Genomic DNA, 26,301 nt, shown 5'->3' with positions numbered 1-26,301 from the left:
AAATATTATTGTTAAATGAGACGGGGGGATCCCGTCTTCATTTGCAAATATTATAATTTATAGAGGGGTAATTTGAAACACAAAAAAGCAAAAAACACAAGCTTTTTGTTTCAATTAAAAATGATGGAATTTAGGTGGGCGAGTTAAGTAATGACTTAAGTTTTTGATATCATTATCTTCTAAGTTATCATTGATATCTTGATATAATTCAATTTCTGTACTACTGCTTTTAATTCGGATTTGAAAGAATAGAAAATAGTTTCCAATGAATCTCAGAGCATCAGCTCTTTTTAAGTTCTTTTCCTTAGTAAGATATCTATAAAGGATGTGGAAAAAATCAAACTTTACTTTTTCAGTAAACTTATCAATCTTAGACCTATTTAGTTCTAGAAGTTCATTGCTACGCTGTTCAAAATTTTCCTTTGTTAAGCCAAACCCTTTGCATAAAGCATCATAAATATCTAATTTAACAAAGAAGTTTTTTAAGGTAATAGCAGGTTCTGTAAAAGGTTTAAAGGAAATGTCAGGCAAGTTATTTTTATTGTCATTGAAAAGGTAAGGCTGTAATTTTTCTAATAACTCTCTAAATTCTAAATGTTGATTATTAAAGTCATTTAACAAATCATCCTTTTTATCAAATTCAAAATTATCTGAGTATGCTTTTTGCAGGGCTATTCCTGTAATTAAAAGTAGTGGTTTTAGGTCTTCTTGATTGTATTTAGCTAATAATTCATTTAATTTAGATTCTATACCAGAAGGTATTTCAAAGCTTGCATACCCAATTGTAAATGATTTGCAAAACTCATAGAAAGGAGTATCTATGGTTATATCATGGGATATATTATAATTATTAATAGTACTACCTATATCCGAACTAACTTCAAACTTATTATTAGTAAAGTATTTCCAATGGTATAATTCTCTTGACATAACAAAGTGGATTTTTGCAATTCTTACCTTATCCGCAATTTCAACAATTTTAAAACTCTAAAATAATACTTTCCTTTAAAAAACAAGAAGACGAACCTAAGTCCGTCTTCTTGCTTGTTTTAATTATGTTACTTCACTACTATGAATTATCTTTTATAGCAGTGTTTGGTACATTGTTTTTATAAAAAAAACAACTATTAACTTTTTGCTTATCTCTTTGGGAGGATAAAGAATTGTAATGTGTTTAATACAAATTCAAAGGATGATTCAGTAATTTATTTCAATGAACTTAGAATAGTTTTGTTTGTAACTCTATCTTAGGGGTAAAAGTTCCTATTATAACAAAAGGGTTGTGACTCCAACCATGATATTTCTTAGTTGTTCCTAAATAAAAATGTAGGTCTTTTTTCTTAGCAAAGTCATCTAAATATTTCTGTTTAACCTGCTCACAAGCAATCTTTTCATCACCAGTTCTTCCAAAACAATTCCAGAATAATTGACCAGTCTCCCAATCTTCAATCATCATTTTAGATTTTTTCCCATTTATATCTTCAAATACATATGAAAACTTAAAAGGTAGTTTCTTAACAACTTCAAACTCATTGTCAGAATCAACTGTTTCAAATAAATTAAACTGTTTAAGTGATGCTAGTTTAGAGGCGTCCCATTCTCTTTCAACTTCCTCATAAATAAAGTCTAAAACTTTGGTAGGTTTAAAAACAGCCAAAGATGTACCTATTGATTCATCTTGAGCTTCTTGGATTAACCCTTCCATGTCCGTATAAACATTCTGTAGAATAATAGATTTTCTTTCAGCCCAATTATTCTTTGTATCTATATGCCCCACATTTACAAATGAGGTTTCAGAATCAACTGGTCTATAACTTTCCTTTCTAAAATCACTTGTGTTTTTTACTAAGTCTACTTCAACCCAATCATATTTTCTATACTGGTCATTATATGCCTTCTTCCTAAAAGCAACAGGGTAGATTCTTATCCACGAGCCATCTTCTAAAAATCCAGCTGTACAGACTAATTCGTTATATTTTTTTGATAATGTAGGGTAGGTTTTTACTGTGATTAATACTTTCTTTTTCAATTCTTCTTTTTATAAATGTTTGAGTTTAATATTCCAATCTTTTTTGTTTTTAAGCTCATCTGCTACAACACCTCTATGACACATACATACTTCTTTTTCAAAACATGTTATAGCAACCCTTTTATATTTATAACTAATATCCTTTAATTTTAAAAGATACTCATCATTAGCTTTTAAGGTTGTTTTCTTATAGACATCAAATAGTTTTTTGTAGTCTTTTAAGCTATTAAGTTCTTGTCTTTTTTCTGATTCAATACCTAGCTCAGGTATATGCATAAACTTAATACCAATACTTTCACAAGCATTTTTTAATTGACTCTTAGAAAAACCATATTTCATACTAATAGAGTTTTTTCTTACATCAACTAATACTTTAACATCATTAATGATTAGTTTGTTTAAATATGTCTCTAAACTAACACCTTCATAACCAATAGTAAAAAACATTTCGTCATCATAAGACCTTTTCTGCTTTTCCACTTTGTTAAGTTCATCCTCAGATAAAACTTTCTTAGCTATTGTACTTTTGGATGCGTAAAAAGGGTAATTTACATAAGTTTCCTTAATTAACTCATCTCCTGAATAATTTGAATACTTACTATGTACTACATTTATTATTCTTTTATCCACCTCATTTAATAAGGCAAAATAATTATCATCATCTTTAACAATCCAGTTATTATTATCCTTACTCAAGAAGTTTCTATTAACTAAAGTTATCATGTCTTGGTTAGCTTGAAATGAAAAGCATCCAAATTTATACGGAACAAAATCAAATGACTTTTTATCCTGTTTTCTAGTAGCTAAAAACAGTAACTTTTGGAACTTTAAATTATCCAATTCCCCACCAAACTTCTGCACCAAAGCTAATGCAAACTTCCTTCTATAAAACATATTATTCTAATCTATTACAGTTATCAAAAGTAATACTAAAATCAATAAATTGGTAAATAATTTCCTAATAGGTAAATCATTTAATATTTAATCACCCCAACGGATGAAACTTATCTATCATATTTTGTAGCTTTTCTATATGGTTTTTTAATATAATTCTGTTGATACAATCCTTTTATGTCTAACTAAAAATTGTACTCTCCTAACATTTTGATGTTCTTATTATTTAATCATTCTAGTTTCTTCTTTAGGTTTGAAACCTCATCACTAATTTTCTTCTTTACAACTTTAGCATAATGCTCTTGTGTAATTGTAATCTTAGAATGCCCTAGAAGCTCCGATACTACTTCCATAGGTACTCCATTATATAGTAATACTGTAGAAGCAAAAGTTTTTCTACCAACATGATGAGTAAGATTTTTATTTATACCTATTATATCTGCTATTTCTTTTAGATAAGAATTAAATTTTTGATTAGATATTTTAGGTAATTTATTGTTGTATTTCAATAAGATGTCTCTTGGTTTAGGTAATAAAGGAATTGAAATTTTTGATTTTGTTTTCTTTCTATTCATTTCAATCCACTCATTACCATCAAAACCAACTTGAATATGTTTAGTGTTTAGTTCTGACATATCTGCATATGCTAGTCCTGTATAACAACAAAAGATAAATAGATCTTTGACTATAACTAATTTTTTTTGTCTTAATTGATGTGTTTCAATTAATTTTAATTCCTCCGAGGTTAAGAAAATAAGCTCTTTAGTAGTTCTTTTAGGTCTGTAGAATACAAAAGGGTCTTTGTCAATAAAACCTTCTAGAATAGCTAGTTTTATAATCTTACGGACTCTTTGAATGTGTTTGTTAATAGTGCTTTGACTTTGTCTTCTTTCAGTTTTTAAATAATAATCTAAATCTTCTAAAAAAATAAATTTGATATTTTGAAGGACCAAATCGTTTTTCTTGTATTTGTGCCTTATGAATTTTTTCATTAGCCTTTTACATTCTTCGAATTTTTTATAGGTTGATTCTACATAGTCTATGCCAATAGTTTTTTTAACTTTTGAATTATGGTAATCAAATACTTCAAGAAATGTTTTTTCAGATTTAATACTTTTTCCTTTGTGTTGTAAGTAGATGTCTTCAACATCAAACTCCTTTTCATTTACCTGTAAAAATAAAAAAGCCTGATTAATTTGTTGTTTAATCAGACTTAATTGGGTGTTGATAAAAGTATTGTCTTTACTAGGAGGTTTAGCTAGTTGTTCTTTGCTATTCCAATAGTCTGGATTTATAAAGAAACCTGTAGAGAATATTTTTCTTTTTTTGTTATAAGTTATCCTACATCTAATAGGACACTTATTTTTACTGTTAATTCTATTCTTTTGTAATAGGAATAGAATGGTTACCCTGTTGTTATTCATGTGTTTTGAGTTTTTTTGTATATGGTGTACCTAGTATGAAGTGATGGTGTACCCTAATGTGTACCTAATGGTGTACCAAAGAAATTTTTATGTAATCCTTTTTGTGTACCTAATTTTTAAGATGGTGTGCCAAAATGTGATTATTTTTCAGCAACCTTCAAATAAAGTAAAATAGAGTGGAGTCCTAGAAATTCCTGTAAAAAGAAAAAAGCTCCTCAAAAATTGAGAAGCTTTTCGCGGTCTGGACGGGACTCGAACCCGCGACCCCATGCGTGACAGGCATGTATTCTAACCAGCTGAACTACCAGACCGTTGCTTTAAGCAATATGTTATATGTTTTTAGAGAAACTTTAGCGGTCTGGACGGGACTCGAACCCGCGACCCCATGCGTGACAGGCATGTATTCTAACCAGCTGAACTACCAGACCGTTGCTCTAAGCGGATGCAAATATATAATCTTTTTTTAAATAAAAAAGAGTTATTTATAAAAAATTCTGTCTAGTGATAAGATAAGCTATAAGCACTTTATCATAACCTTCACTAATATCTACAGGAATGTAATCTATTTTGTATTGTAAGCATTTGTTTTTTAGGTTCTTGAAAAAAAAGGAGCTCAATTCTTGATATTTTTGCTGTACATTTTCTGCGTATAAATTTATTTCTTCTCCAGTTTCAACATCCACAAATTTTTTTGGTGAGTTATCAAAATCAAACAAAAATTCTGTTTTTTTATCATATGTATGAAACAATACTACTTCATGTTTATTAAATTTTAGATGTCTTAAAGCATTAAAAAGTTCTTCTTCATTCTTTGAAGTTTGAAACATATCGGTAAATAAGAAAATTAAAGACCTTCTATGAATCTTCTCTGCTATTTCATGTAAGTATTGATAGGTTTTTGTATTTGAAGTAGAATTAGATGATAATAAATGCTCTAATTGATGTAATAACATTTTACGATGACGTTCACTACCTTTTTCTGGAGCATAGTATTCATAAGTGTCAGAGTAAATACTTAAACCAACAGCATCACGTTGTCGCTTTAAGATATCCATTAAAGAGGCAGCTGCTACTGCAGAGAAACCAATCTTATTTAAATCATTTATTGATTCATTATTGCTTGGAGGATAATGCATCGACGCAGAATTATCAATGATTATATGACACCTAAGATTCGTTTCTTCTTCGTACTTTTTAGTGTACAATTTTTCAGTTTTGGCAAATAGCTTCCAATCTATATGTCGAGTACTTTCTCCTTTGTTGTAGAGTTTGTGTTCAGAAAATTCAACTGAAAATCCGTGAAATGGACTTTTATGCATTCCTGTAATAAAACCTTCTACCACTTGTTTAGCAAGTAGCTCAAGGTTGTTAATTTTTGAAGCAGTACTATTTAAATCAATCATAGATTACCGAAAATAACAAAAGGTTTGGCGATAGCCAAACCTTTTTTATAATATCAAATAATATCTTTACTTATAAAGCAGCATCAATTTTATCTGTATATGCTTTTTTTGGAGCAGCACCAACTTGTTTGTCTACAACTTCTCCGTTTTTGAAGATTAATACAGTTGGTATGTTTCTTACACCATACTTAGCGGCAAATTCTTGGTTTGCATCTACATCTACTTTTCCAACTACAGCCTTACCATCGTATTCATTACTAATTTCATCAACGATAGGAGATACCATTCTACAAGGTCCACACCAAGCTGCCCAAAAATCTACTAATACTGGTTTGTCAGATTTTAATACTACTTCTTCGAAAGAAGCATCTGTAATTTCTAATGCCATTTTATTTATGTTTTATCTAAAGTTATTTTCTTATTTATTTACGTACAAATGTAAACAAATATTTTACCAATACAATTTTACAAAAATTACTTTTTATTATCATAATATCAATACTTTCTATTTATTTACGTGTAAGTTTGTTTTTGTGTATGTAAAATAATCTATAACTTTGTCAAATATATTTTGAGGAAAAATTTGACTGATTGCAACCTCATTGAACAATGATTCAAAATAAAAATGCTAAAGCAGTAATTTCTACTCCTTTTAGCGACTTAGCAATTCAGATTTTTTCTTTTAGTTAAATTTAAAAAAAAAGTATTTATGTCATATTTTTTTACTTCAGAAAGTGTTTCTGAAGGACATCCAGATAAAGTAGCAGATCAAATATCTGATGCTCTAATAGATAATTTTTTAGCTTTTGATTCAAATTCAAAAGTAGCATGTGAAACATTAGTAACAACTGGTCAAGTAGTATTAGCAGGAGAAGTTAAGTCTTCTACTTACTTAGATGTTCAAAAAATTGCTCGTGAGGTAATTAATAAAATTGGATATACCAAAGGTGAGTATATGTTTGACGGTAATTCTTGTGGAGTGTTATCAGCAATTCATGAACAGTCAGATGATATTAACCGTGGAGTAGATAGAGCTTCAAAAGAAGAGCAAGGAGCAGGTGATCAAGGAATGATGTTTGGTTATGCTACAAACGAAACTGAGCATTACATGCCGTTAGCGTTAGATTTATCACATATAATTTTAAAGGAATTAGCAGCAATCCGTAGAGAGAATAAGGAAATTACTTATTTACGTCCAGATGCTAAAAGTCAGGTAACTATTGAGTATTCTGACGATAACGTACCACAGCGTATTGAAGCAATTGTTGTATCTACACAACATGATGATTTTGCTGATGATGAAACAATGTTAGCTAAAATTAGAAAAGATATTGTTGAGATTTTAATTCCTAGAGTAAAAGCACAGTTAACTCCAGAAATTCAAGCGCTATTTAATGATGATATTAAATATCATATTAATCCAACAGGAAAGTTTGTAATTGGTGGACCTCATGGAGATACAGGGTTAACAGGCCGTAAGATTATTGTTGATACTTATGGAGGAAAAGGAGCGCATGGTGGTGGAGCATTTTCTGGAAAAGATCCGAGTAAAGTAGACCGTTCTGCAGCGTATGCAACACGTCATATAGCAAAGAATTTAGTAGCTGCTGGAGTGGCTGATGAGGTCTTAGTACAAGTATCGTATGCTATTGGAGTAGTAGAACCGATGGGTATTTTTGTAGATACTTATGGAACTTCAAAAGTGGATTTAACTGATGGAGAAATTGCTCAAAAAGTTTCTGAAATTTTTGACATGCGTCCACACGCTATTGAAGATCGTTTAAAGTTACGTAATCCAATGTATAGTGAAACAGCAGCTTACGGGCATATGGGAAGAAAAAATGAAGTAGTTTCTAAAACATTTACACAACCTAATGGAGAAAGTAAAACAATGGAAGTTGAATTGTTTACTTGGGAAAAATTAGATTATGTGTCTAAAGTAAAAGAGAGTTTCGGTTTGTAATAAACGAAATAAAAACATAGTGAAAAATACCTGTAATTTTATTGCAGGTATTTTTTTATACAGCTATTTTTGTATAAAATTTAAAAACAATATAAACCGAACTTGTTTTTTATATTTTTCAAATTGCTAAAAATTGCTGTTCTCTTCTTTTACTCATTTCTATTAATTGTCTTAAAGATTTTATGTAGGGGGAAATACTTAGTTTTTGCTTGAACAATAAAAATGAGTTCATTAAAAATCATAAAAAATGAAAAAATTAAAGTATGTTTTTGCTATTGGATTAGGAGTAGCATTATTAACCTCATGTAGTAGCTCTGCTTCAGACGATTTTGATGAAGTTAACGGAGAAGCTAAAAAGAAAAGATTAAAAACTGTTGCAGCGACAAATCAAGAAAATGAAACAATTACTACTCAGTTTATGTATAATGCTGAAAAAGAATTGGTAAGTGTTTCTGGAACAAATGGAACAGACGCTACTTTAATAAACTATAGCAATGACGGGAGTACTATTAAGGTGACAGAAGACAGCGATCTTTCAGAAAGCCTTTCAATAGAAGAGTTGTATCAATCACCATATAATATTTATGAAACAGGAATGGCATTAGAATATGATTCTAACAAAAACCCTAGTAAAGTTTTATTTCAAGTTGAGGCTTATGATTGGGAAACTGAAATGAATGTTGTTGAAAATTACACAGCAGAAATATTTTATGACAATAAGCCAAATATGTATTTTTCTACTTTAGAATCTGCAGGACTTATAGAAGTTTTAGATGGAGTTGATGTTAGTTTTGGGGTGAATCCTCAAGCTTCAGAAGTAATTAAAGCTAGAAGATTATTGCCATTAAATAACGTAACGAAGATTATCTATAAAGACGGAGGTGATAACGTTATAGGTACTTTAACTGTAGATTATACTTATGATTCGGATGGGTACCCTTTAATAGGAAAAGGAGTAGCTGTTGCTGGTGAAGAATCAATTGCTATAAATACTACTTATAGTTACGAATAAACTAGATTATAATAAAAAAAGCCTCGACATTGTCGAGGCTTTTCTTTTTTACTTCACTTGAAATACAAAGGGTATTCTAGCTTGAATTCCTTTTAGGTTTTTCATTTTGTGAATATTATGGTATAATTGGTAATTTTCATCACCTAAAGTTTCTTTAAGTATTTCTTCTTTTGAAGCTTTCATAAATGGAGAGAATTTTAGAGCCTCTTTTAAGTCAGTTTTGTAATTAGGATAATTACGAACTCTAAAATTTTGAACTTCTGCCAATTCAGCGGCAACTTTAATGGCGTCATTTAATCCTCCTAATTGATCTACTAAGCCATTTTCAATAGCTTCTTTACCAGTCCAAACCCTACCTTGAGCTATTTCATTAACTTGCTCAAAAGTCATGTTACGCCCTGCAGAAACACGGTTAACAAAAGTAGTGTAGATTTGTTCAACACCTTCTTTAGTTACATCGTAGAATTTCTGGTTCATTGGCTCAAAAACACTATAAGAAGCACTGTTGTTAGTAGATACTTGTTCTGCATTGATACCAATATTATCGGTAAATTGACTAAAGTTAGGAATGGCTCCAAAAACTCCAATAGATCCTGTAATTGTAGTAGGTTCTGCAATAATTTTGTTAGCATTACAAGCAATATAGTAACCTCCAGAAGCTGCATAGTTACCCATAGAAACTACTAAAGGTTTTTCTTTTTTTGTTAATTCTAGTTCACGCCAAATTAATTCAGAGGCTAAAGCACTACCTCCAGGTGAATTTACGCGAAGTACGATAGCTTTTACATTATCATCTTTTCGGGCTTTTCTGATAGCTTTGTTTATAATTCCTTGTCCTATATAGTCTTCGCTTCCTTCTCCATACACAATATCACCTTGTGCATAAATCACGGCGATTTTATCTTTAGCAGTAGAAGAAATTCTTCCTTTTCCAGAGTTTATGTAGTCTTCAATAGAAATAGTATTTACTTTCTTATCAGAACCCATAGCTAACTTCTTTTCGTATTCATCTTCATAAATAGAAGCATCTATTAAATTATTTTCTTTTGCTACAGTAATATTTCTTCCATTAGAATTATCAGCAATAAGGTTTAGTTTTTCAATAGAAATGTTTCTACTCTTACTAATATCATCTGTGATTTCTGACCAAATTGATTTTAAAAATGAAGTGGTTTGTTCGCGGTTAGCTTCGCTCATTTCATTTTCCAAGAAAGGTTCAACTGCACTTTTATATTTTCCGTGACGAATAACCTCCATTTTAATACCATATTTGTCTTCAAAGTCTTTGAAATATAAAATTTCGGTAGATAAACCTCTAAAGTCAATAGCTCCAACTGGGTTTAAGAATAAACTGTCAGCAACAGAGCTTAGGTAGTAATTTTTTTGAGTATAAATGTCATTATATGCATATACAAACTTACCACTTTCTTTAAACTCTTCAATTTTGTTTCGTATGGCTTGTGTTTGGGCAATACCAGCATTAACAAAAGGTGTTTTAATACTTATTCCTTTTATTTTATCATCAGTTTTTGCATTTTCAATAGCGTTGATAATTTTGTTTAAAGCCAATTTTTCATCTGTTAGTTCTAGAGCTTCAGCAATAGGATTGTCTTCTTTTGGAGCATAATCTTTAATAGGGGTTGATAAGTCTAATTCTAAAACTGAGTTTGATTTTACAACAATTTTTTCTTCAGCTCCTACAATAGCAGCTATAGCAAAAAAGAATACAAACAGTAAAAATAGGGCAATGAAAAAGCCTAGAATAGAGGCGAGTAAATTTCTTAAAAACTTCATGTTGTATGGTTAATTTTTTTGAGCAAATATACAGTTTTTCGAAAGACGTCTTTTACTAAGGTTTTACTAGTTCCAGCGATTTATTCCTACCCCCAAGTTCATGCGGTATTTTCGTTGAGCGAATTCGAAGTAATTAAAAAGTTTATAGTTTACTTCATAACCATAATCAACGTGTGGGCTATAATCAATTACGTTTTCATAAATGTTTGAATTAAATTGAATAGGATTCCTAGCTCGGTAATTCCATGTATTTACATACAAACGGTTTTTATTTTCGAGGTATTGTTGTGAATAAAATCCTTCGGGTTTAGCAATGCTGTTTAAATAGGTAGTAAAACCAGGGTCTATAATTATAATTTCATATTCTAAACTATCATTAGCAATTACAACTGGTTCCTCTTTAGAAGTATTTTTTATAGGCGGGGAACTGCAAGCCCATATCATAATTCCAATAATACTAAGAAAAAGAATGCGTTGTAAGGTTTCCATAATCAGTATGATTTGTAATTATAAAGTTGCAAAAATTATTCCATTTTTCATTGATTTTTAATTTGTTTAACAGTAATTTTCAGCATTAAATAATAGAAAATGAAGAAAAGATGTTTTTGGGTTAGTAATGACCCACTATATATTGAGTATCACGATAATGAATGGGGAGTGCCTGTATATGATGACGATAAGCTGTTTGAGTTTTTAATATTAGAAACTTTCCAAGCAGGTTTGAGTTGGATTACAGTTTTGAAGAAAAGAGAAAACTTTAGAAAGGCATTTGATAATTTCGACTATAAAAAAATAGCAAAATACTCTGAAGACAAATATGAAGAATTGCTTCAAGATGCTGGAATTATAAGAAATAAATTAAAGATAAAAGCGACTATAACCAATGCTCAGGCTTTTATGAAAGTACAAGAAGAGTTTGGTACGTTTTCAAAATATATTTGGGCTTTTACTAATGGACAACCGATAGTGAATAAGTTTGAAAAGAGAGAAGAAGTACCGGCAACAACAGAGCTTTCCGATGCAATTTCAAAAGATTTAAAAAAACGAGGATTTAAGTTTGTAGGTTCAACAGTAATTTATGCACATATGCAGGCGACAGGAATGGTTAACGACCATACAACCGACTGTTTCCGATATCATGAAGTTTAAATTTCGTAATTTTAGCGTTCAAAAAATAAATTTAAAAATATATAAATGAAACTAAAACAAATGCTTTTTGTGTTTGCAGCAGCAGGAGTGTTAACTTCTTGTGGTGTAGACGCAAAAAAAGAGCCTAAAGTAGTAGAAAAAAAGGCAAAAGAATTTGAATATGTTGTTGAGCAATTTGCTGATATAAAAGTGTTACGTTATCAAATTCCTGGGTTTGATGAGTTAACACTAAAAGAAAAAAAATTAGTGTACTATTTAACACAAGCTGGTTTATCTGGACGTGATATTATGTGGGATCAAAACTACCGTCATAATCTTGAAATTAGAGCAGCTTTAGAAAATATTAACAATAGCTTCAAAGGAGATAAAGAAAGTGAAGATTTTAAAGCATTCACTACCTATTTGAAAAGAGTGTGGTTTTCTAACGGAATCCATCATCATTACTCTAACGATAAGTTAAAACCTACATTTTCTAAAGAGTATTTAGAAACGTTGTTAAAAGAAACTAATACTGAGTTATCTACGGAAGCATTAGAAGTTATTTTTAATGATAAAGATGCTAAAAAAGTAAATAAGAAAGCTGGAGTGGATAATGTATTAGCATCAGCAGTAAATTTTTACGGAGCAGATATTACAAGTAAAGATGTAGAAGACTTTTATGCGAAAGCTGATAAAGGACCAGAAGGGCAACCAATTGAGGCAGGATTAAACTCGAAGCTAGTTCGTGAGAATGGAAAACTAGTGGAGAAAGTTTGGAAGTCTGGTGGAATGTACGGACAAGCAATCGATAAAATTATTTATTGGCTAGAAAAAGCTAAAGAAGTAGCAGAAAATGAAAAGCAAGCAAAAACCTTAGAGTTATTAATCGAATACTATAAAACAGGAGATTTACATACTTGGGATGAATATGCAATTGCTTGGGTTGAATCTACAGAAGGAAATATTGATTGGATTAATGGTTTTATTGAAGTTTATAATGACCCTAAAGGGTACAGAGGTTCGTACGAAACAATTGTACAAATCAAAGACTTTGATATGTCTAAAAAGATGAAAGTATTATCAGACAATGCACAATGGTTTGAAGATAATTCTCCGTTAGATCCAAGTCACAAAAAGAAAGATGTTGTAGGGGTTTCGTATAAAACAGTAAATGTCGCTGGTGAAGCAGGAGATGCATCTCCAAGTACTCCAATTGGAGTGAATTTGCCAAACAATAACTGGATTCGTCAACAACATGGTTCTAAATCGGTATCGTTAGGAAATATCATAGGATCTTATAATAATGCTGGAGGAACTGGACGTTTAACAGAGTTTGCTAACGATCAAGAAGAAATTGATTTAGAGATTAAATATGGGAAGTTAGCAGATAAATTACACACGGCATTACACGAGGTAATTGGGCATGCTTCAGGTGTAATTAACGACGGAGTTGGTCAACCAAAAGAAACTTTGAAAAACTACGCTTCTACAATGGAAGAGGGTAGAGCAGATTTAGTTGGACTTTATTACTTAATGGATCCTAAATTACAAGAATTAGGATTAGTTGATGATTGGCAAAAAGTAGGAAAAGCTGCTTATGACGGGTATATCAGAAATGGATTAATGACACAGTTAATTAGAATTAATTTAGGAGACGATATTGAAGAAGATCACATGGTAAACCGTCAATGGGTTTCAGCTTGGGCTTTTGAGCAAGGAGCGAAAGATAATGTAATTGAAAAAGTTACCAGAGATGGAAAAACTTTTTATAATATTAACGATTATGAGAAGCTTCGTGAAATTTTCGGACGTTTATTAAAAGAAACACAAAGAATTAAATCTGAAGGAGATTTTGAAGCGGCAAAAGCATTAGTGGAAGGTTATGGAGTAAAAGTAGATCAAGATATTCATAAAGAAGTTTTAGATCGTAATGCTCAATTTACATCAGCTCCTTATAGCGGATTTGTAAATCCAGTATTAGAGCCAGTAACTGATACTGAAGGAAATATTACTGATATTAAGATTAAGCAACCAGAAACGTTTGAAGAGCAAATGAAGTTCTACGCTAAAAACTATAACTTCTTACCAATAAAAAATTAAAAAGTTATAAGCTTGAATAAAAAAACCGATTCTGAAAAGAATCGGTTTTTTGCTTTTATAAGAAACTCTTAAGAGTTTTATTATTTAGTTAATAATTTTGATAAAAACAATAACGCAATTACTACCGCTATTGCTATGGCAACGTATAAAGCTCCATTTTGATAATGCTTTTTATTGTTTTTAGCATCTTTTTTATAACTAAAATACATTAAAAGAATAAAAGCTATAACAAATAAACTCGCAAAAATAATTCTACCTGTAGTAAACATTTTTGCAGCAATAAGTATAAACATAAAATTGTATTTTTAGCAAAGTTAAAGAATGATTTTAGAATGAAAAAAACTAAAACAGCAATTATTTTTGGAGGCACTTCTGGTATTGGAAAAGGACTTGTAGAAAAACTAATACAAGAAAATTATATCGTAGCGGTAACCGGGAGAAGGCTCGAAAAATTGGAAGAGTTAAAGAAGAGGTATTCTAACCAAATACTTATTAAGCAAAATGATATCCAACAAGTAGATGAGGTAGAAAAAGTGTTTAATGAGTTAGTAAATGAATTAGGAGAAGTTCATTTGGTGATACAATCTTCAGGAGTTGGATTTGTAAACCCAAAGTTAGACTGGGATAAACAAGAGCAAACTATAAACACGAATGTTTTAGGTGTAACAAAACTATATGCATTAGCTTATAAATTGTTTAAAAAACAAGGTTTTGGTCATTTAGTCGGTATTTCTTCTATCGCTTCACTACGTGGAAATAGAGCAGCACCAGATTATTTCTCTTCTAAAGCATATCAAAAAGCGTATTTAGAGAGTTTGTATATCAAAACAAAATCTATTAAAACAAAAAAAGTTTTTATTACAGATATCCGTCCGGGGTTTGTTGATACAGCAATGGCTTTAGGTGATGGTATTTTTTGGATGGTTCCTCTAGAAAAAGCAGTTAATCAAATTTATGTAGCAATAAAACGAAAAAAACGAGTAGCTTATATCTCAAAAAGATGGAGGTTAATAGCTTGGGTACTAAAAATAGTACCAGCAAGAATTTTAAAAATGGCAACATAATACTTTAGATAAGTTAAAGTGTAAACAAAAAAGCGAAACAAGTCCGCTTTTCTATTAATTCTAACAGTAACTAGAGCCTATCTCGTATTGTTCACCACATAAGTAACAATATCCATTGTAATAAGTTGGGGCAGAGCTACAGGGTAAAGGTCGACCTGTACCACCGTTTATTAATTTTTGTTCAGTTTTATTTAGGGTTGAACCTAATTTAGAAATCTCTTTTAACATAATTTATTTTTTTTGAGTTTCTTAAAGTTAGATAACTTAAAATATATAAAGGAATAAAAAAACTAAAAAAAGTATGGTAAAACCATAAAATGTGTCAAATGATGATATAAATAAAAACATTATTGACTAATAATTATTGAATTAAAATCATAACTATAATGAAAAAAAGAATAGCAGCAGTACACGAATTTCATTCAGCTTTCGGGTTAGGAATAAAAAATGAACCAACAGCAAACATTGGAGAAGAACGAAACTTACTTCGCTATAATTTAATGAAAGAAGAAAATGAAGAGTATTTAGAAGCTGCACAAAATAACGATTTGGTTCAGGTAGCAGACGCTTTAGGCGATATGTTGTATATTTTATGTGGAACTATAATAGAACACGGTATGCAACATAAAATAGAAGAAGTATTCAATGAAATACAACGAAGTAACATGAGTAAGTTAGGAGAAGACGGTAAACCTATTTATCGTGAAGATGGTAAAGTACTGAAAGGACCAAATTACTTTAAACCAAACATTAAAGAAATTTTAGATAAATAAAAAAGCTCCTTAATAAGGAGCTTTTTTACATTTTGTTTTTCTATTTATTTACCCATAATTCTTTCTAATTCTGATGTTAATGTTTTTACATTATTAACCATTTTAATAATAATACCATTAGCATCTACAATTAAATGTGTAGGATATTGTTTAACCTTTAGTTTCTTAGCCATATAATCCTTTTGTTCAGGAATAGTAGGGTATTTAAATTCTTTAGTTTCTAAAAATTTAATCAATTCATCTTTTTTATCAAAAGCCAAACTAACAAATTCTATTTTATCATCCTTGTATTTATCAACCAGTTCATTTAATTCAGGAAACTCTTCTACACATACCTTACATGTAATAAACCAGCACTTTAGCACTAATAATTTTCCTTTTGTATCCGCTTTATTGTGAGCGTTACCATTTAAATCAACAAAATTGTAATCAGGAAGTTTTTTGCCTTCCATCTTAAAATATTGATGTGCTATTGAAGCCTTACTAACGATTGATTTTTTTATTTTTTCATCAGAAGAAGCATCAATACCAGTAAGCTGGTATTGTACTTTACCTTTTTTTTCCGATTTAATCGGAATATAAGCGCCTGTGCGTAGTAAGGTTAAAAAGATACCTTTTTCCATAGCTGCACCTTCATCATCTAAAGGAATAAAGGTAGACATTAAATCAATGTTTCCCTTTGCATAAGCTTCCCAGTTATCAAAGTTCTTTTGAATGTCTTCAATGTCAACGGAAAAAGAACCTGTTGAGGAATTATCAACAGATAAGGGCTCTTCAGGAGTGTCTTCTTTAGAAGAAGTAATTTTATTACTTTGGGCTATGATATTATTTTCATTTTCTAATGAATTAGAATAGAAATCCAATCCAAAAAATGAAATAACAAAACCAACTCCTATTGATAATAAAGCAGGTATAATATTTCTCATTTCTTTAGAATTTTTTATTAAAATAACTTAATTCCGTTTACTAATATAGCTTTTTTAAATGAAATGATTAAATTTTAACTCTCCAGTTGTGCTTGTCTTCTAATTTGTTATACTGAATGTTGAGTAGTTTTTCTTTAAAGAAAGAGGCATAAGAATCATTTGTTTCAGGTAATTCAAAAGTTTCGTTTTGGTGTTTAAATCCTTTTATAGGATTTATAACAGCAGCAGTACCAGAACCAAAAATTTCCAACAGTTCACCTTGTCTAGCAGCTTCTTTAATTTCAGCAACTGAAACTCTTTTAACTTCAATATCTATATTATAATCTTTTGCAAGTTGAATAATTGATTTACGAGTAACACCATCTAAAATTCTATCATTAGTAGGAGCAGTTATAAGTTTATTACCTATTCTAAAAAAGATATTCATTGTACCTGCTTCTTCAAGGTATTCGTGGGTGTTTGCATCAGTCCAAATAATTTGTTGATACCCTTCCTTATGTGCTAAACTAGTAGGGTAAAATTGCGCAGCATAGTTACCAGCGGCTTTGGCAAAACCAACACCACCGTCAGCAGAACGACTATATTCTTCAGCAAATAGTACTCTAACTTCACCAGCATAATATGATTGAGCAGGTGAGCAAATAATTATGAATTTATATTCTTCAGCAGGTGAAGCAGCAATAGCTCCTTCTGAAGCAATAATAAACGGACGAATATATAACGAGTTTCCTATTCCTTTCTTAATCCATGCATCATCTATCTCAAGAAGTTTTTTTAACCCTTCAAAAAATACATTTTCAGGAACTGGAGGCATTGCTAAACGAGCCCCAGATTTATTAATTCTATGAAAATTTTCATCTGGACGGAATAAAAAGACATCATTATTTTCATCTTTATAAGCCTTCATTCCTTCAAAAACAGCTTGCCCGTAATGAAAAACCCTAGCAGAAGGCTCAAAAGTTAAAGGTCCATAAGGTAAAATTTTAGGTGTTTTCCATTCTCCATTAGCAAAGTCACAAACTAGCATATGGTCAGTAAAAGTGCGACCGAACGCTAAGTTGTTAAAATCTACCGTATTTATTTTAGACTCTTGTATAAGCTCAATATCAATATTCATTATGTGATTGTTTTAGAAGTGCTACGAAGATACGAAATCTAGTGGTATGTTTTGAGGTTAACTACCAGCTTGAAGAAATATGAGTATATTTGTTGATATGTTAATTTTAATTTTTTGAAAATGAAAAGACTACTAGTTTTTGCTACGCTTTTAAGCGTAATGTTTAGTGCTTGTAAAACTGAAAAGAAAGATGCAGCTCCTGCTGCGAATGGTATTAAAGAACAAAAGATTGCCTATGCGTCTTTTGGAGATGAGATTACAGATAGCAATGCTATTTCTGCTGAAGAAATGCGAATAAAATTCAAAAACTTAAAAAAAGGGGATACTCTAAACATAAAATTTACTTCAACGATAAATGAAGTGTGTAAGAAAAAAGGGTGTTGGATGAAGTTAGATTTAGGGGAAGAACAAGAGTCAATGGTGCGTTTTAAAGATTATGGTTTTTTCATGCCTTTAAATGCAGATAATAAAGAAGTGGTAGTAAACGGTAAAGCTTTTGTTACTGAGATTTCTGTTGATGAATTACAACATTATGCTAAAGATGCAGGAAAATCAGAAGAAGAAATAGCAAAAATTATAGAACCAAAATACACCTATGCTTTTGAAGCAGATGGAGTGTTAATGAAAAAATAATGAAACAATTAATTATTGTTTTATTGATGTCTTTGGTGCTTTTTTCTTGCAAAGAGGAAAAGAAACAACCAAAAGAGGAACTTATAATGTATCAGTCTTCTGAAATGGCAGCTTTAATGAATGCTATGTACGAAGGGAATATGACCGTTAAAAATAAGATTTTAGAAGGAGAGCCAATAGGTGACTTTCCTGAAACTTACTTGAATATTCATAGTGCTGTTTTAACAGACCCAGCAGATAGAAATGCAAGTTTTGAAGCTTTTTCAAAATTATATATTCAAAATATACAGCAAGTATATTTGGGTTCAAAAGATTCTATAAAGCAAAATTTCAACAAAGCTGTAAATAGTTGTATTGCCTGCCATAAAACAACTTGCACTGGACCAATACCTAGGATTAAAAAATTACTGATTAAATAGTTTAGTTATAAAACGAGAAATTATCATAACGTCAGATGGTTCCACAACCATTCATTTGCCAGAGTGGAATGAACAATATCATTCTAAACACGGAGCGATACAAGAGGCCTATCATGTATTCATTAGAAATGGATTAAAGTATGTAGATGCAAAAAATGTTTCTATTCTAGAAATAGGCTTTGGTACAGGACTTAATTCTTTTATCACGTTATTGGAAGCTAAAAAGGAGATTGATTATGTTGGAGTAGAGGCATATCCTGTAGCTAAAGAAGAAGTAGCAAAATTAAATTATGTTGCGGAGTTGGACGCCGATGATAAAAGAGAATTTTTTGAAAAAATTCACGAAGTTTCTTGGGAAGAAAAACACAACATTACTCCCAATTTTTCATTAACTAAACGCAAACAATTTTTTGCTGAAATTACCGATGAGAATAGTTTTGATTTGATTTATTTTGATGCTTTTGGAGCAAGAGTACAACCCGATTTGTGGACTGAGGATATTTTTAGAATTATGTTTGCTGCGTTAAAACCAGAGGGTGTTTTAGTAACTTATTCAGCAAAGGGAAGTGTACGACGAGCAATGCAAGCAGTAGGTTTTGATGTTGAGCGTTTACCCGGGCCTCCAGGTAAAAGAGAAATGTTACGAGGAACAAAAATTATAACGTGATATTTTACGTGATTAATGTAGAAATTAGAAAATAAAGAAATGGAGTTTAAAAGACGTTTCGGTAATCGAAAAAGAGGGAATCCTAAAAGAGGGTTGTTTTTAGTAGTTTTATTAATTGTTGTGTTGTATTTGTTCTTCAATGCAGAAAAAATTCTTGGAAGATTTTTATAAATGAAACCATTTAAATTTAAAGAGTTTACAGTGCATCAAGACAAAACAGCGATGAAAATAGGTACTGATGCTGTATTATTAGGAGCATGGTGTAATTTAGGAGAGTTTCCAGACACAATATTAGATGTTGGCTCTGGTACAGGAATCATTTCGTTAATGTTAGCACAACGAAGTGATGCGATGACTATTGATGCAGTTGAGATTGATACAAACGCTTATGAGCAAACGGTTGAGAATTTTGAGCAGTCTGATTGGGGAGATAGACTCTTTTGTTACAATGCTTCTTTTGTGGAATTTGCAGAAGAAATGTCTGAAGATGAAGAAGAGTATGATATAATTGTATCCAATCCTCCATTTTATACTGATAACTACGAAACAGAGGATGTAGCGCGAAACAAAGCGCGCTTTACGAGTTCATTATCTTTTGAAGAGCTATTGAAAGGAGTGAGTGAAATATTGTCCGAGTATGGGAAGTTTTCAACTATTATACCATTTAAAGAAGAAGAAAATTTTATAGAACTAGCTAAAAATCATAATTTATACCTACACAGAGTTTGTCGAGTAAAAGGAGCTCCTACTACTGAAATCAAACGTAGTTTATTAGAAATGTCCTTTGTAGAGACTACAATCCAAGAAGAAGAGTTGATAATAGAAACAAAAAGGCACCAGTACACTGATGCCTATATTAACCTTACGAAAGATTTTTATTTGAAGATGTAATCTTTTGTGAGGTTGTATTTTCAAAATTTCTGTTTAGTTTTAGTTATGTTCTTGTGAGTAATGTAGTTCTTTAGTGCCAGTTTTTATGACAGCAATAGGGGTTTTATTTTCATCAATAGCAACAAAGGTGAATTCACCTTCAATGGCTTTTTCTCTATGTTGAGAGTACATCTGTTCAGTAAAAATTTTAACAGTAACTTTTAAACTTTTGTTACCTATATAACTTACTTTTCCTACTAATTCAATAATAGTTCCAGCAGGGATAGGCTTTTTAAAATCAATTTTATCACTACTTACGGTTACAACTTTTTGCCTGCAGAATCGTGTTGCTGTAATAAAAGCAACTTCGTCCATTAGTTGCATAGCGGTTCCTCCAAAAAGGGTGTCATAATGATTGGTTGTATTTGGAAATACGGCTTTGAAAATACGTGTTTCCGACTTTGTTATTTTTTCTTCTGTGGTCATTTTATATATGTTAGTATAATTAGTGCCTGAAATATTCTTTTCAGGCACTTTATTATTAATTTACAGTTTCTAAGGTGTTAGCATTATAGCTTAAAGAGGCTTCTTTTGAAGCTGAAACCATAGCTATTAAAGCTTTTTCAGTTTCATCCCAATGTCTAGTTTTAAGACCACAATCAGGATTTACCCAAAGACGAGAAGCTGGAATAACTTTTTGTGCTTTTTGTAGTAATTCAACCATTTCTTCTTTTGAAGGAACTCTTGGTGAGTGGATGTCATAAACCCCAGGTCCAATTTCATTCGGATATTTGAAATCTGCAAAAGCGTTTAACAACTCCATTTGAGAGCGAGAACATTCAATAGTAATTACATCGGCATCCATCTCAGCAATGCTTTGAATAATGTCGTTAAACTCTGAATAACACATATGTGTATGTATTTGTGTAGCGTCATTTACACCACAAGAAGAAATTTTAAAAGCTTCAATAGCCCATTTTAGATAATCATTCCACCCTGATTTTCGTAATGGTAAACCTTCTCTTATAGCAGGCTCATCAATTTGAATAATTCTAATACCAGCATTTTCTAGGTCTCTAACTTCATCACGTATAGCCAGTGCAATTTGTTGGCAAGTAATGCTTCGAGGTTGATCGTCACGCACAAACGACCATTGTAAAATAGTAACAGGGCCTGTAAGCATTCCTTTAACCCATTTGTCAGTTAAAGATTGTGCGTATTGTGACCAATAAACAGTCATTGGGTGTGGTCTGTATACATCCCCATAAATAATAGGAGGTTTTACACAACGACTACCATAACTTTGAACCCAACCTTTTTTAGTAAATGTAACTCCAGCAAGTTGTTCACCAAAATACTCTACCATATCGTTTCGCTCATACTCACCATGAACTAATACATCTAACCCTATTTTTTCTTGCCATTGAATGGTTTTTTGAGTTTCTTCTTTTAGCAAATACTTGTAATCTTCACTACTTAAGATACCTTTTTTAAATTGAGCTCTCCAGCTTCTTACTTCTTTAGTTTGAGGGAAGGAACCAATGGTTGTAGTAGGGAATAGCGGTAAATTCAATACTTTTTCTTGTGCTTCTTTACGAATTAAAAAACTATTTTTTCTTCTAGAATCTGTTTCGTTAATGGAATCAACACGTAGTTTTACATCGTTATGATGGATTAATGCTGAAGATTTTCTATTGGCAATAGCTTTTTTATTTTCTTCATAAGCATTTAAAATATTTTCATCACTAGTGTTTTCAGATAACTCTTTTAATAAGCTTACTTCGGTAAGTTTTTGTTTAGCAAAAGAAAGCCATTGTTTAATGTCAGTGTCAAGAGAGATCTCTAAATCTAAATCACAAGGAGAATGCAACAAAGAACAAGAAGAAGCAATAAAGGTTTTTTCAGAACCTAACTTATCAGTGACTTTTTTTATTAGCTGTAATGACTTTTCAAAGTCATTTTTCCAAATGTTTCTTCCATCTACAACACCTAACGATAAGATTCTATTTTTAGGAAGAGTGTTCAATACATCATCTAGCTGTTCTTCGCAACGAACTAAGTCGATATGCAATGCGTCTATAAGAAGTGTATTAGCTAAAGAAAGATTATCTTTTAAACCTTCAAAATAAGTAGTAACTATAAACTTTAGTTTAGGAAACTTTTTTCTAATCTCATTATAGATAAATTGATAGGTTTCTTTGGCTTTTTCACTCAAATCTAATGCTAAAAAAGGTTCGTCAAACTGAATCCATTCTGCACCTTGTGTTTGAAGTTCTTGGAGAATTTCAATATACACAGGGAGTAGTTTTGGGGCTAAATCTAATTTATCAAAACCTTCTTCTTTTTCTTTACCTAAAAGAAGGTAGCTAACCAAACCAATAATTACAGGCTTAGCATTAATCCCTGCTTGTTTAGCTCCGACAAACTCATTAACAATTTTGTTAGAAAATAGTTTGAATTCCTGATTTTTATAAAATTCAGGAACGATATAATGGTAATTGGTGTCAAACCATTTAGTCATTTCCATAGCAGTGATATCAAGATCATCTTTTTGATATCCTCTTGCCATAGCAAAGTAAAGGTCAAGTTCAGAATTTGAAGTTTTTAACATTACTTCATTGTAACGTTTAGGAATAGCTCCAACAGTAAGCGTCATGTCTAACACCTGATCATAATAAGAAAAATCATTACAAGGAATAAGGTCTATGCCTGCTTCTTGTTGTGTTTTCCAATTTTGTTGACAGATATTTCTTCCTGTTTCAAGAAGTTCCTGTAAACTAGTTTTGCCTGACCAATATTGCTCGCAGGCTTTTTTGAGTTCTCTGTTGCTACCAATACGCGGATAGCCAAGAATGTGCGTTTGCATTTTCTTTTAAACTTTTATAATTAAACATTAATTTTAAAAGCTCTTTTAGATGCTTCGAAATGCTAAAAACGATAAGATGTTTGAGGAAAAATAATGACATACCAAAAAAGCACAGCATTTCATAAAGAAAGTGTGCGTTAAAAATATATCATCGGTATGACCCAAAAGCTTCAAATCGCGAAAGCATTGTCAATATCCGAATAGGCAGGTCTCCTGACTTATAACAGCTTTTATCATCCTTCCCGCTTTTGGCAGTGGATATACTAGGATAAAAACTTTTGGTGTGTTACTTACAGTTGCGCGACAGTTCGTGATTTGCACACGATTCCCTATTAATCTACAGTTAAGTAAAACCTTTTCGGTTGATGAAGTATGTAAAGAACTTATCGGGGTAAATGTATGTATTATTTTTTTAGAACTGGTAATAAAAAAAAGCACCAATAAATTGATGCTTATATTTGAAAAAGAAAATTTATAATTAATGTTTATTTTTTCCAGTTTTTAAGTTGATCCAAGTATAGATAGCTTTCAACAAATTTTCTATGTTCAGTATTTGTCATAATTTCGAGAAGTTCTAACGCTGAAATATAACTTGCTAAATTTCCGTTTGAAGATAAAAACTTACCGTCTTTAACAAAAGTCACCAAGCTGTCGTTTTGCACTTTTAAATTTGGGTAGTCTTTTTGTAGTTGCTCACCGCCGCCAATCCATGTTACAATTTTATGACCATCTGCTATACCAGATTTACCAATTAAATTAGCTCCAGCACAATTACTAACAGTGTATTGGGTTTCTTGATTTTTTGTTTTTATAAAATCTACAACTTTATTATTATGTACTTGTGCATACATGTCGTAAGCACTTGGTACAAACAAAGCCGTTAGTTTAGGACAGTTTTCAAAAGTATAGTCAGGAACAAAATGCATTCCTTCTTCAGTAGTAATGGGTTTAGCTGTTTCAGCAATAGCTACTACATTAAAAAGTTGTTTGCCATCTTTATCTGCTTTTCCAAATACATCTGACGTTGCTATAACTTCTCCTTGTAAAACCCCATTAAACATTAAAAGTCCAATAGTTGGTAAATTAGGATTAAATGGTTTTAGGTGTTTAGTTAGTGTGTCAGATGGAGATACAACTTGTTCAACTTCTTCTGTTTTTTTATTGGTTTTCGATTTTTCTGAATTACAACCAACAGTAATAATTGTAAAAAGTAGTATTACTACAATGCTTAAATTTTTCATGCGTATTTTATTTAGTATCTCTTTGAGTAGGTTTAATAATCATTCTAAAATATTGGTCTTTGTATATGTAATAGCCTAACCAGTTGTATAGAGTTCTTACTTTGTTTTTGAAGTTTACAAGCCCCATAATATGTACAAAAATCCAAATTAACCATGCAACAAAACCTTTTAATGATTGTTTTTGTCCTGGGAAATCTAATACAGCCTTATTTCTTCCAATAATAGCTAATGAACCTTTATCATTATATTGAAAAGTTTTCCAGTTTGTATCTTTTCTAGAAAGGTTTTTAGCTAAGTTTCTAGCTTGTTGTAATGCAGGTTGTGCTAATTGAGGATGTCCTTTAGGATAGCTTTCATCTCCTAAAATCAAAGCACAGTCACCTAAAGCATAAATATTATCATATGAATGTACTAGATTGAACTGATTTGTTTTTAACCTTCTACCAGCACCAAAGCTTTCTTTTGAAAAACCATCAAATGTTTTAGCAGATACACCGGCAGCCCATATAAGGTTTTTAGTATGTATTTCTTCTCCGTTTGATAAATATACAGTTTCACCATCAAAATCATTAACCATGGTGTTCATCGTTAATGTTACTCCGAGTTCACTTAACTTTTTAGAGGTATATTTTTGTGCTCTTTTAGACATTGGAGCTAATACAGAGCTTTGACCATCAATAAGATGAATTTCTCCAAAATCATTTTTATCTAACTCTGGATAATCTTTTATGATAATTGAAGTTTTAATTTCAGATAAAATACCAGAAAGTTCAACCCCAGTAGGACCAGCACCAGCGATAACAAAAGTTAAACACTTCTTTCTTTCTTCAGGATTGTGAATTCTAGTAGCACGGTCAAATCGAGTTAAAATAACATTTCTAAGTGACAAGGCGTCACTAATAGTTTTCATTGGTAAACTGTACTTTTCAATGTTTTTGTTTCCGAAAAAATTACTTTCTGTACCAGTAGCCATTACTAAGATATCATATGCTATTTCTCCATTACTTACCACTATTTTATTTTCTTCTGGAACAACTTTTTCAAGAGTACCCAGACGGAAACGAGCATTTTTAAATTTTCTTAAAATTTTTCTGAATGGATAACTAATTGCAGAAGGTTCCATAAAACCTGTGGATACTTGGTAGATTAAAGGAGGAAAGAAATTATAGTTATTACTATCTACTAAAATAATTTGATAATTTTCAGAATTTCCTAACCCTTTTATAAGTTCTAACCCAGCAAAACCGCCGCCAACAACGACAATTTTTTTCATGTTTTTCATAATGCTATTATGCCCTTAAATTAATATAAATGCAAAGGTAGTTAAGTATGTTTTAGTAAAAAATAAACTAACTTAAGAATAACTATTTTCTTTTAATTTCACTTAAATATTCAGGAGTTAATCCTAAAAAACTAGCTAATAAATATTGAGGTACTCGTTGTACAAAATCAGGGAAGTCTTTTCTAAATCTAAAAAAGATATCTTCTTTAGAGTAACTGTTAATGTATTTTAAACGCATTAAAGCAGCTCCGTATGCGGTTTCATATATACTTCTAAAATATTTTTCTAATAAGGGAAACTTATTTAATAACTCGTTATATTTTGAAAAGGAGATTGACAAAATTTCAGAGTTTTCAACTGTTTCTATGGTAAAGTTAGCATGTTTTTGGTTCTGAAAAGCTAAAAAGTCAGTTAACCACCAATTTTCTAGAGCAAACTGTGTAGTTTTTTTGTAGCCCAAACTATCAATAAAATATAAATGTAAGCAACCTTTGGTAACAAAAAATAGTTTATTACAACGTTTATTTGTGAGTAATAAAATTTCTTTTTTTTTATAGGATTGACAATCAAAAAAAGAAAGTATTTCCGTTAATTTTTCTTCAGAAAGATTTGTGTAATTTTTAATATGATTTTTTAAAATGCTTTTACCCATATCTTAGTTTAGTATTTAAAGGTAAAAATACCAACTTTATAGAG

The 26,301-nt window shown here is 30.9% G+C and carries 27 protein-coding genes, 2 tRNA genes and 1 riboswitch; of the genes, 10 read left to right on the top strand and 19 right to left on the bottom strand.

Annotation, left to right across the window (positions count from 1 at the left end; genetic code table 11):
- Positions 1 to 114: 114 nt before the first annotated feature.
- The 8 genes from ACXIHB_RS07390 to trxA all read right to left on the bottom strand — a co-directional run bounded on the left by ACXIHB_RS07390 (position 115) and on the right by trxA (position 6,138).
- A complete protein-coding gene (locus tag ACXIHB_RS07390) occupies positions 115 to 930 on the bottom strand; it encodes a hypothetical protein (protein ID WP_462099286.1) in 816 nt (271 codons plus the stop codon).
- Between the two features lie 289 nt (positions 931 to 1,219).
- Complete coding sequence (locus ACXIHB_RS07385) at positions 1,220 to 2,029, bottom strand: hypothetical protein (protein ID WP_462099285.1); 810 nt, start codon at positions 2,027 to 2,029, stop codon at positions 1,220 to 1,222.
- Positions 2,030 to 2,038: 9 nt separating this feature from the next.
- A complete protein-coding gene (locus ACXIHB_RS07380; RefSeq protein WP_462099284.1) occupies positions 2,039 to 2,923 on the bottom strand; it encodes a DUF488 domain-containing protein in 885 nt (294 codons plus the stop codon).
- Positions 2,924 to 3,153: 230 nt separating this feature from the next.
- Positions 3,154 to 4,347 carry a site-specific integrase gene (locus ACXIHB_RS07375; RefSeq protein WP_462099283.1) on the bottom strand — a complete coding sequence of 398 codons (1,194 nt, stop codon included), beginning with the start codon at positions 4,345 to 4,347 and terminating at the stop codon, positions 3,154 to 3,156.
- A 237-nt stretch (positions 4,348 to 4,584) separates the two neighbouring features.
- A tRNA-Asp gene (locus ACXIHB_RS07370) sits at positions 4,585 to 4,658 on the bottom strand.
- Between the two features lie 43 nt (positions 4,659 to 4,701).
- Positions 4,702 to 4,775 (bottom strand) — tRNA-Asp (locus ACXIHB_RS07365).
- 54 nt (positions 4,776 to 4,829) lie between these two features.
- Positions 4,830 to 5,750 carry a DUF58 domain-containing protein gene (locus ACXIHB_RS07360; RefSeq protein ID WP_073181843.1) on the bottom strand — a complete coding sequence of 307 codons (921 nt, stop codon included), beginning with the start codon at positions 5,748 to 5,750 and terminating at the stop codon, positions 4,830 to 4,832.
- A gap of 70 nt (positions 5,751 to 5,820) precedes the next feature.
- Entirely contained in the window at positions 5,821 to 6,138 is a 318-nt protein-coding gene (gene trxA / locus ACXIHB_RS07355; protein WP_028892415.1) for a thioredoxin, read from the bottom strand.
- A gap of 321 nt (positions 6,139 to 6,459) precedes the next feature.
- On the opposite strand from trxA, the gene metK reads away from it, so the two are divergent.
- Together metK and ACXIHB_RS07345 are read left to right on the top strand one after the other, a co-directional pair.
- On the top strand, positions 6,460 to 7,713 hold the full coding sequence (gene metK, locus ACXIHB_RS07350; RefSeq protein ID WP_462099282.1) for a methionine adenosyltransferase: 1,254 nt from the start codon (positions 6,460 to 6,462) through the stop codon (positions 7,711 to 7,713).
- 247 nt (positions 7,714 to 7,960) lie between these two features.
- Positions 7,961 to 8,725 carry a hypothetical protein gene (locus tag ACXIHB_RS07345; RefSeq protein ID WP_462099281.1) on the top strand — a complete coding sequence of 255 codons (765 nt, stop codon included), beginning with the start codon at positions 7,961 to 7,963 and terminating at the stop codon, positions 8,723 to 8,725.
- A 48-nt stretch (positions 8,726 to 8,773) separates the two neighbouring features.
- Here ACXIHB_RS07345 and sppA read toward each other — a convergent pair whose 3' ends face one another.
- Entirely contained in the window at positions 8,774 to 10,519 is a 1,746-nt protein-coding gene (gene sppA, locus ACXIHB_RS07340; protein WP_462099280.1) for a signal peptide peptidase SppA, read from the bottom strand.
- Between the two features lie 66 nt (positions 10,520 to 10,585).
- Positions 10,586 to 11,008, bottom strand: a complete 423-nt coding sequence (locus ACXIHB_RS07335) for a DUF6146 family protein (RefSeq protein ID WP_462099279.1) — start codon at positions 11,006 to 11,008, stop codon at positions 10,586 to 10,588.
- A 99-nt stretch (positions 11,009 to 11,107) separates the two neighbouring features.
- Between ACXIHB_RS07335 and ACXIHB_RS07330 the strand changes: the two genes are divergently transcribed.
- Positions 11,108 to 11,668: a DNA-3-methyladenine glycosylase I gene (locus ACXIHB_RS07330; protein ID WP_239179287.1), complete on the top strand. Its 561-nt coding sequence runs from the start codon at positions 11,108 to 11,110 to the stop codon at positions 11,666 to 11,668.
- 45 nt (positions 11,669 to 11,713) lie between these two features.
- Complete coding sequence (locus tag ACXIHB_RS07325) at positions 11,714 to 13,747, top strand: dipeptidyl-peptidase 3 family protein (protein ID WP_462099278.1); 2,034 nt, start codon at positions 11,714 to 11,716, stop codon at positions 13,745 to 13,747.
- 80 nt (positions 13,748 to 13,827) lie between these two features.
- On the opposite strand, the gene ACXIHB_RS07320 is transcribed toward ACXIHB_RS07325, so the two are convergent.
- Positions 13,828 to 14,040 (bottom strand): hypothetical protein, encoded by a 213-nt coding sequence (locus ACXIHB_RS07320; RefSeq protein WP_231128378.1) that lies wholly within the window; start codon positions 14,038 to 14,040, stop codon positions 13,828 to 13,830.
- Positions 14,041 to 14,079: 39 nt separating this feature from the next.
- On the opposite strand from ACXIHB_RS07320, the gene ACXIHB_RS07315 reads away from it, so the two are divergent.
- Entirely contained in the window at positions 14,080 to 14,811 is a 732-nt protein-coding gene (locus ACXIHB_RS07315) for an SDR family NAD(P)-dependent oxidoreductase (RefSeq protein ID WP_389862602.1), read from the top strand.
- A 60-nt stretch (positions 14,812 to 14,871) separates the two neighbouring features.
- Here ACXIHB_RS07315 and ACXIHB_RS07310 read toward each other — a convergent pair whose 3' ends face one another.
- The gene (locus ACXIHB_RS07310) at positions 14,872 to 15,039 is read right to left on the bottom strand and encodes a hypothetical protein (RefSeq protein ID WP_159432108.1); all 168 of its coding nucleotides are present in this window, start codon (positions 15,037 to 15,039) and stop codon (positions 14,872 to 14,874) included.
- A 158-nt stretch (positions 15,040 to 15,197) separates the two neighbouring features.
- Between ACXIHB_RS07310 and ACXIHB_RS07305 the strand changes: the two genes are divergently transcribed.
- Positions 15,198 to 15,584 carry a nucleoside triphosphate pyrophosphohydrolase family protein gene (locus tag ACXIHB_RS07305; protein WP_253679641.1) on the top strand — a complete coding sequence of 129 codons (387 nt, stop codon included), beginning with the start codon at positions 15,198 to 15,200 and terminating at the stop codon, positions 15,582 to 15,584.
- 44 nt (positions 15,585 to 15,628) lie between these two features.
- Here ACXIHB_RS07305 and ACXIHB_RS07300 read toward each other — a convergent pair whose 3' ends face one another.
- Together ACXIHB_RS07300 and ACXIHB_RS07295 are read right to left on the bottom strand one after the other, a co-directional pair.
- The gene (locus ACXIHB_RS07300; RefSeq protein WP_159614025.1) at positions 15,629 to 16,510 is read right to left on the bottom strand and encodes a TlpA family protein disulfide reductase; all 882 of its coding nucleotides are present in this window, start codon (positions 16,508 to 16,510) and stop codon (positions 15,629 to 15,631) included.
- A gap of 67 nt (positions 16,511 to 16,577) precedes the next feature.
- A complete protein-coding gene (locus tag ACXIHB_RS07295; protein ID WP_159493316.1) occupies positions 16,578 to 17,627 on the bottom strand; it encodes a branched-chain amino acid aminotransferase in 1,050 nt (349 codons plus the stop codon).
- Between the two features lie 120 nt (positions 17,628 to 17,747).
- Here ACXIHB_RS07295 and ACXIHB_RS07290 point away from each other — a divergent pair, with 120 nt between their 5' ends.
- From ACXIHB_RS07290 to ACXIHB_RS07275, 4 genes are all read left to right on the top strand, one after another.
- On the top strand, positions 17,748 to 18,260 hold the full coding sequence (locus ACXIHB_RS07290; protein WP_073181824.1) for a DUF4920 domain-containing protein: 513 nt from the start codon (positions 17,748 to 17,750) through the stop codon (positions 18,258 to 18,260).
- Complete coding sequence (locus ACXIHB_RS07285) at positions 18,260 to 18,679, top strand: acetolactate decarboxylase (protein ID WP_253056255.1); 420 nt, start codon at positions 18,260 to 18,262, stop codon at positions 18,677 to 18,679. Before ACXIHB_RS07290 ends, ACXIHB_RS07285 begins: the two co-directional genes overlap by 1 nt.
- A gap of 7 nt (positions 18,680 to 18,686) precedes the next feature.
- A complete protein-coding gene (mnmC2, locus tag ACXIHB_RS07280; protein ID WP_239179356.1) occupies positions 18,687 to 19,346 on the top strand; it encodes a tRNA (5-methylaminomethyl-2-thiouridine)(34)-methyltransferase MnmC2 in 660 nt (219 codons plus the stop codon).
- A gap of 171 nt (positions 19,347 to 19,517) precedes the next feature.
- On the top strand, positions 19,518 to 20,237 hold the full coding sequence (locus tag ACXIHB_RS07275) for a tRNA1(Val) (adenine(37)-N6)-methyltransferase (protein ID WP_462099277.1): 720 nt from the start codon (positions 19,518 to 19,520) through the stop codon (positions 20,235 to 20,237).
- Positions 20,238 to 20,276: 39 nt separating this feature from the next.
- Here ACXIHB_RS07275 and ACXIHB_RS07270 read toward each other — a convergent pair whose 3' ends face one another.
- The 5 genes from ACXIHB_RS07270 to ACXIHB_RS07250 all read right to left on the bottom strand — a co-directional run bounded on the left by ACXIHB_RS07270 (position 20,277) and on the right by ACXIHB_RS07250 (position 26,257).
- Positions 20,277 to 20,702, bottom strand: a complete 426-nt coding sequence (locus tag ACXIHB_RS07270; RefSeq protein ID WP_462099276.1) for an acyl-CoA thioesterase — start codon at positions 20,700 to 20,702, stop codon at positions 20,277 to 20,279.
- Between the two features lie 55 nt (positions 20,703 to 20,757).
- Positions 20,758 to 23,082 carry a 5-methyltetrahydropteroyltriglutamate--homocysteine S-methyltransferase gene (metE, locus tag ACXIHB_RS07265; protein WP_462099275.1) on the bottom strand — a complete coding sequence of 775 codons (2,325 nt, stop codon included), beginning with the start codon at positions 23,080 to 23,082 and terminating at the stop codon, positions 20,758 to 20,760.
- Between the two features lie 186 nt (positions 23,083 to 23,268).
- Positions 23,269 to 23,455: riboswitch (cobalamin riboswitch) on the bottom strand.
- Between the two features lie 112 nt (positions 23,456 to 23,567).
- Positions 23,568 to 24,323: a DJ-1/PfpI family protein gene (locus tag ACXIHB_RS07260; protein ID WP_047788581.1), complete on the bottom strand. Its 756-nt coding sequence runs from the start codon at positions 24,321 to 24,323 to the stop codon at positions 23,568 to 23,570.
- Positions 24,324 to 24,330: 7 nt separating this feature from the next.
- A complete protein-coding gene (locus ACXIHB_RS07255) occupies positions 24,331 to 25,605 on the bottom strand; it encodes an NAD(P)/FAD-dependent oxidoreductase (RefSeq protein ID WP_253679644.1) in 1,275 nt (424 codons plus the stop codon).
- 82 nt (positions 25,606 to 25,687) lie between these two features.
- On the bottom strand, positions 25,688 to 26,257 hold the full coding sequence (locus tag ACXIHB_RS07250; protein ID WP_047788579.1) for a Crp/Fnr family transcriptional regulator: 570 nt from the start codon (positions 26,255 to 26,257) through the stop codon (positions 25,688 to 25,690).
- Between the last annotated feature and the right edge of the window lie 44 nt (positions 26,258 to 26,301).

Source organism: Tenacibaculum sp. IMCC1, assembly GCF_054906355.1.
This window is presented reverse-complemented; position numbering and strand designations above follow the sequence as displayed.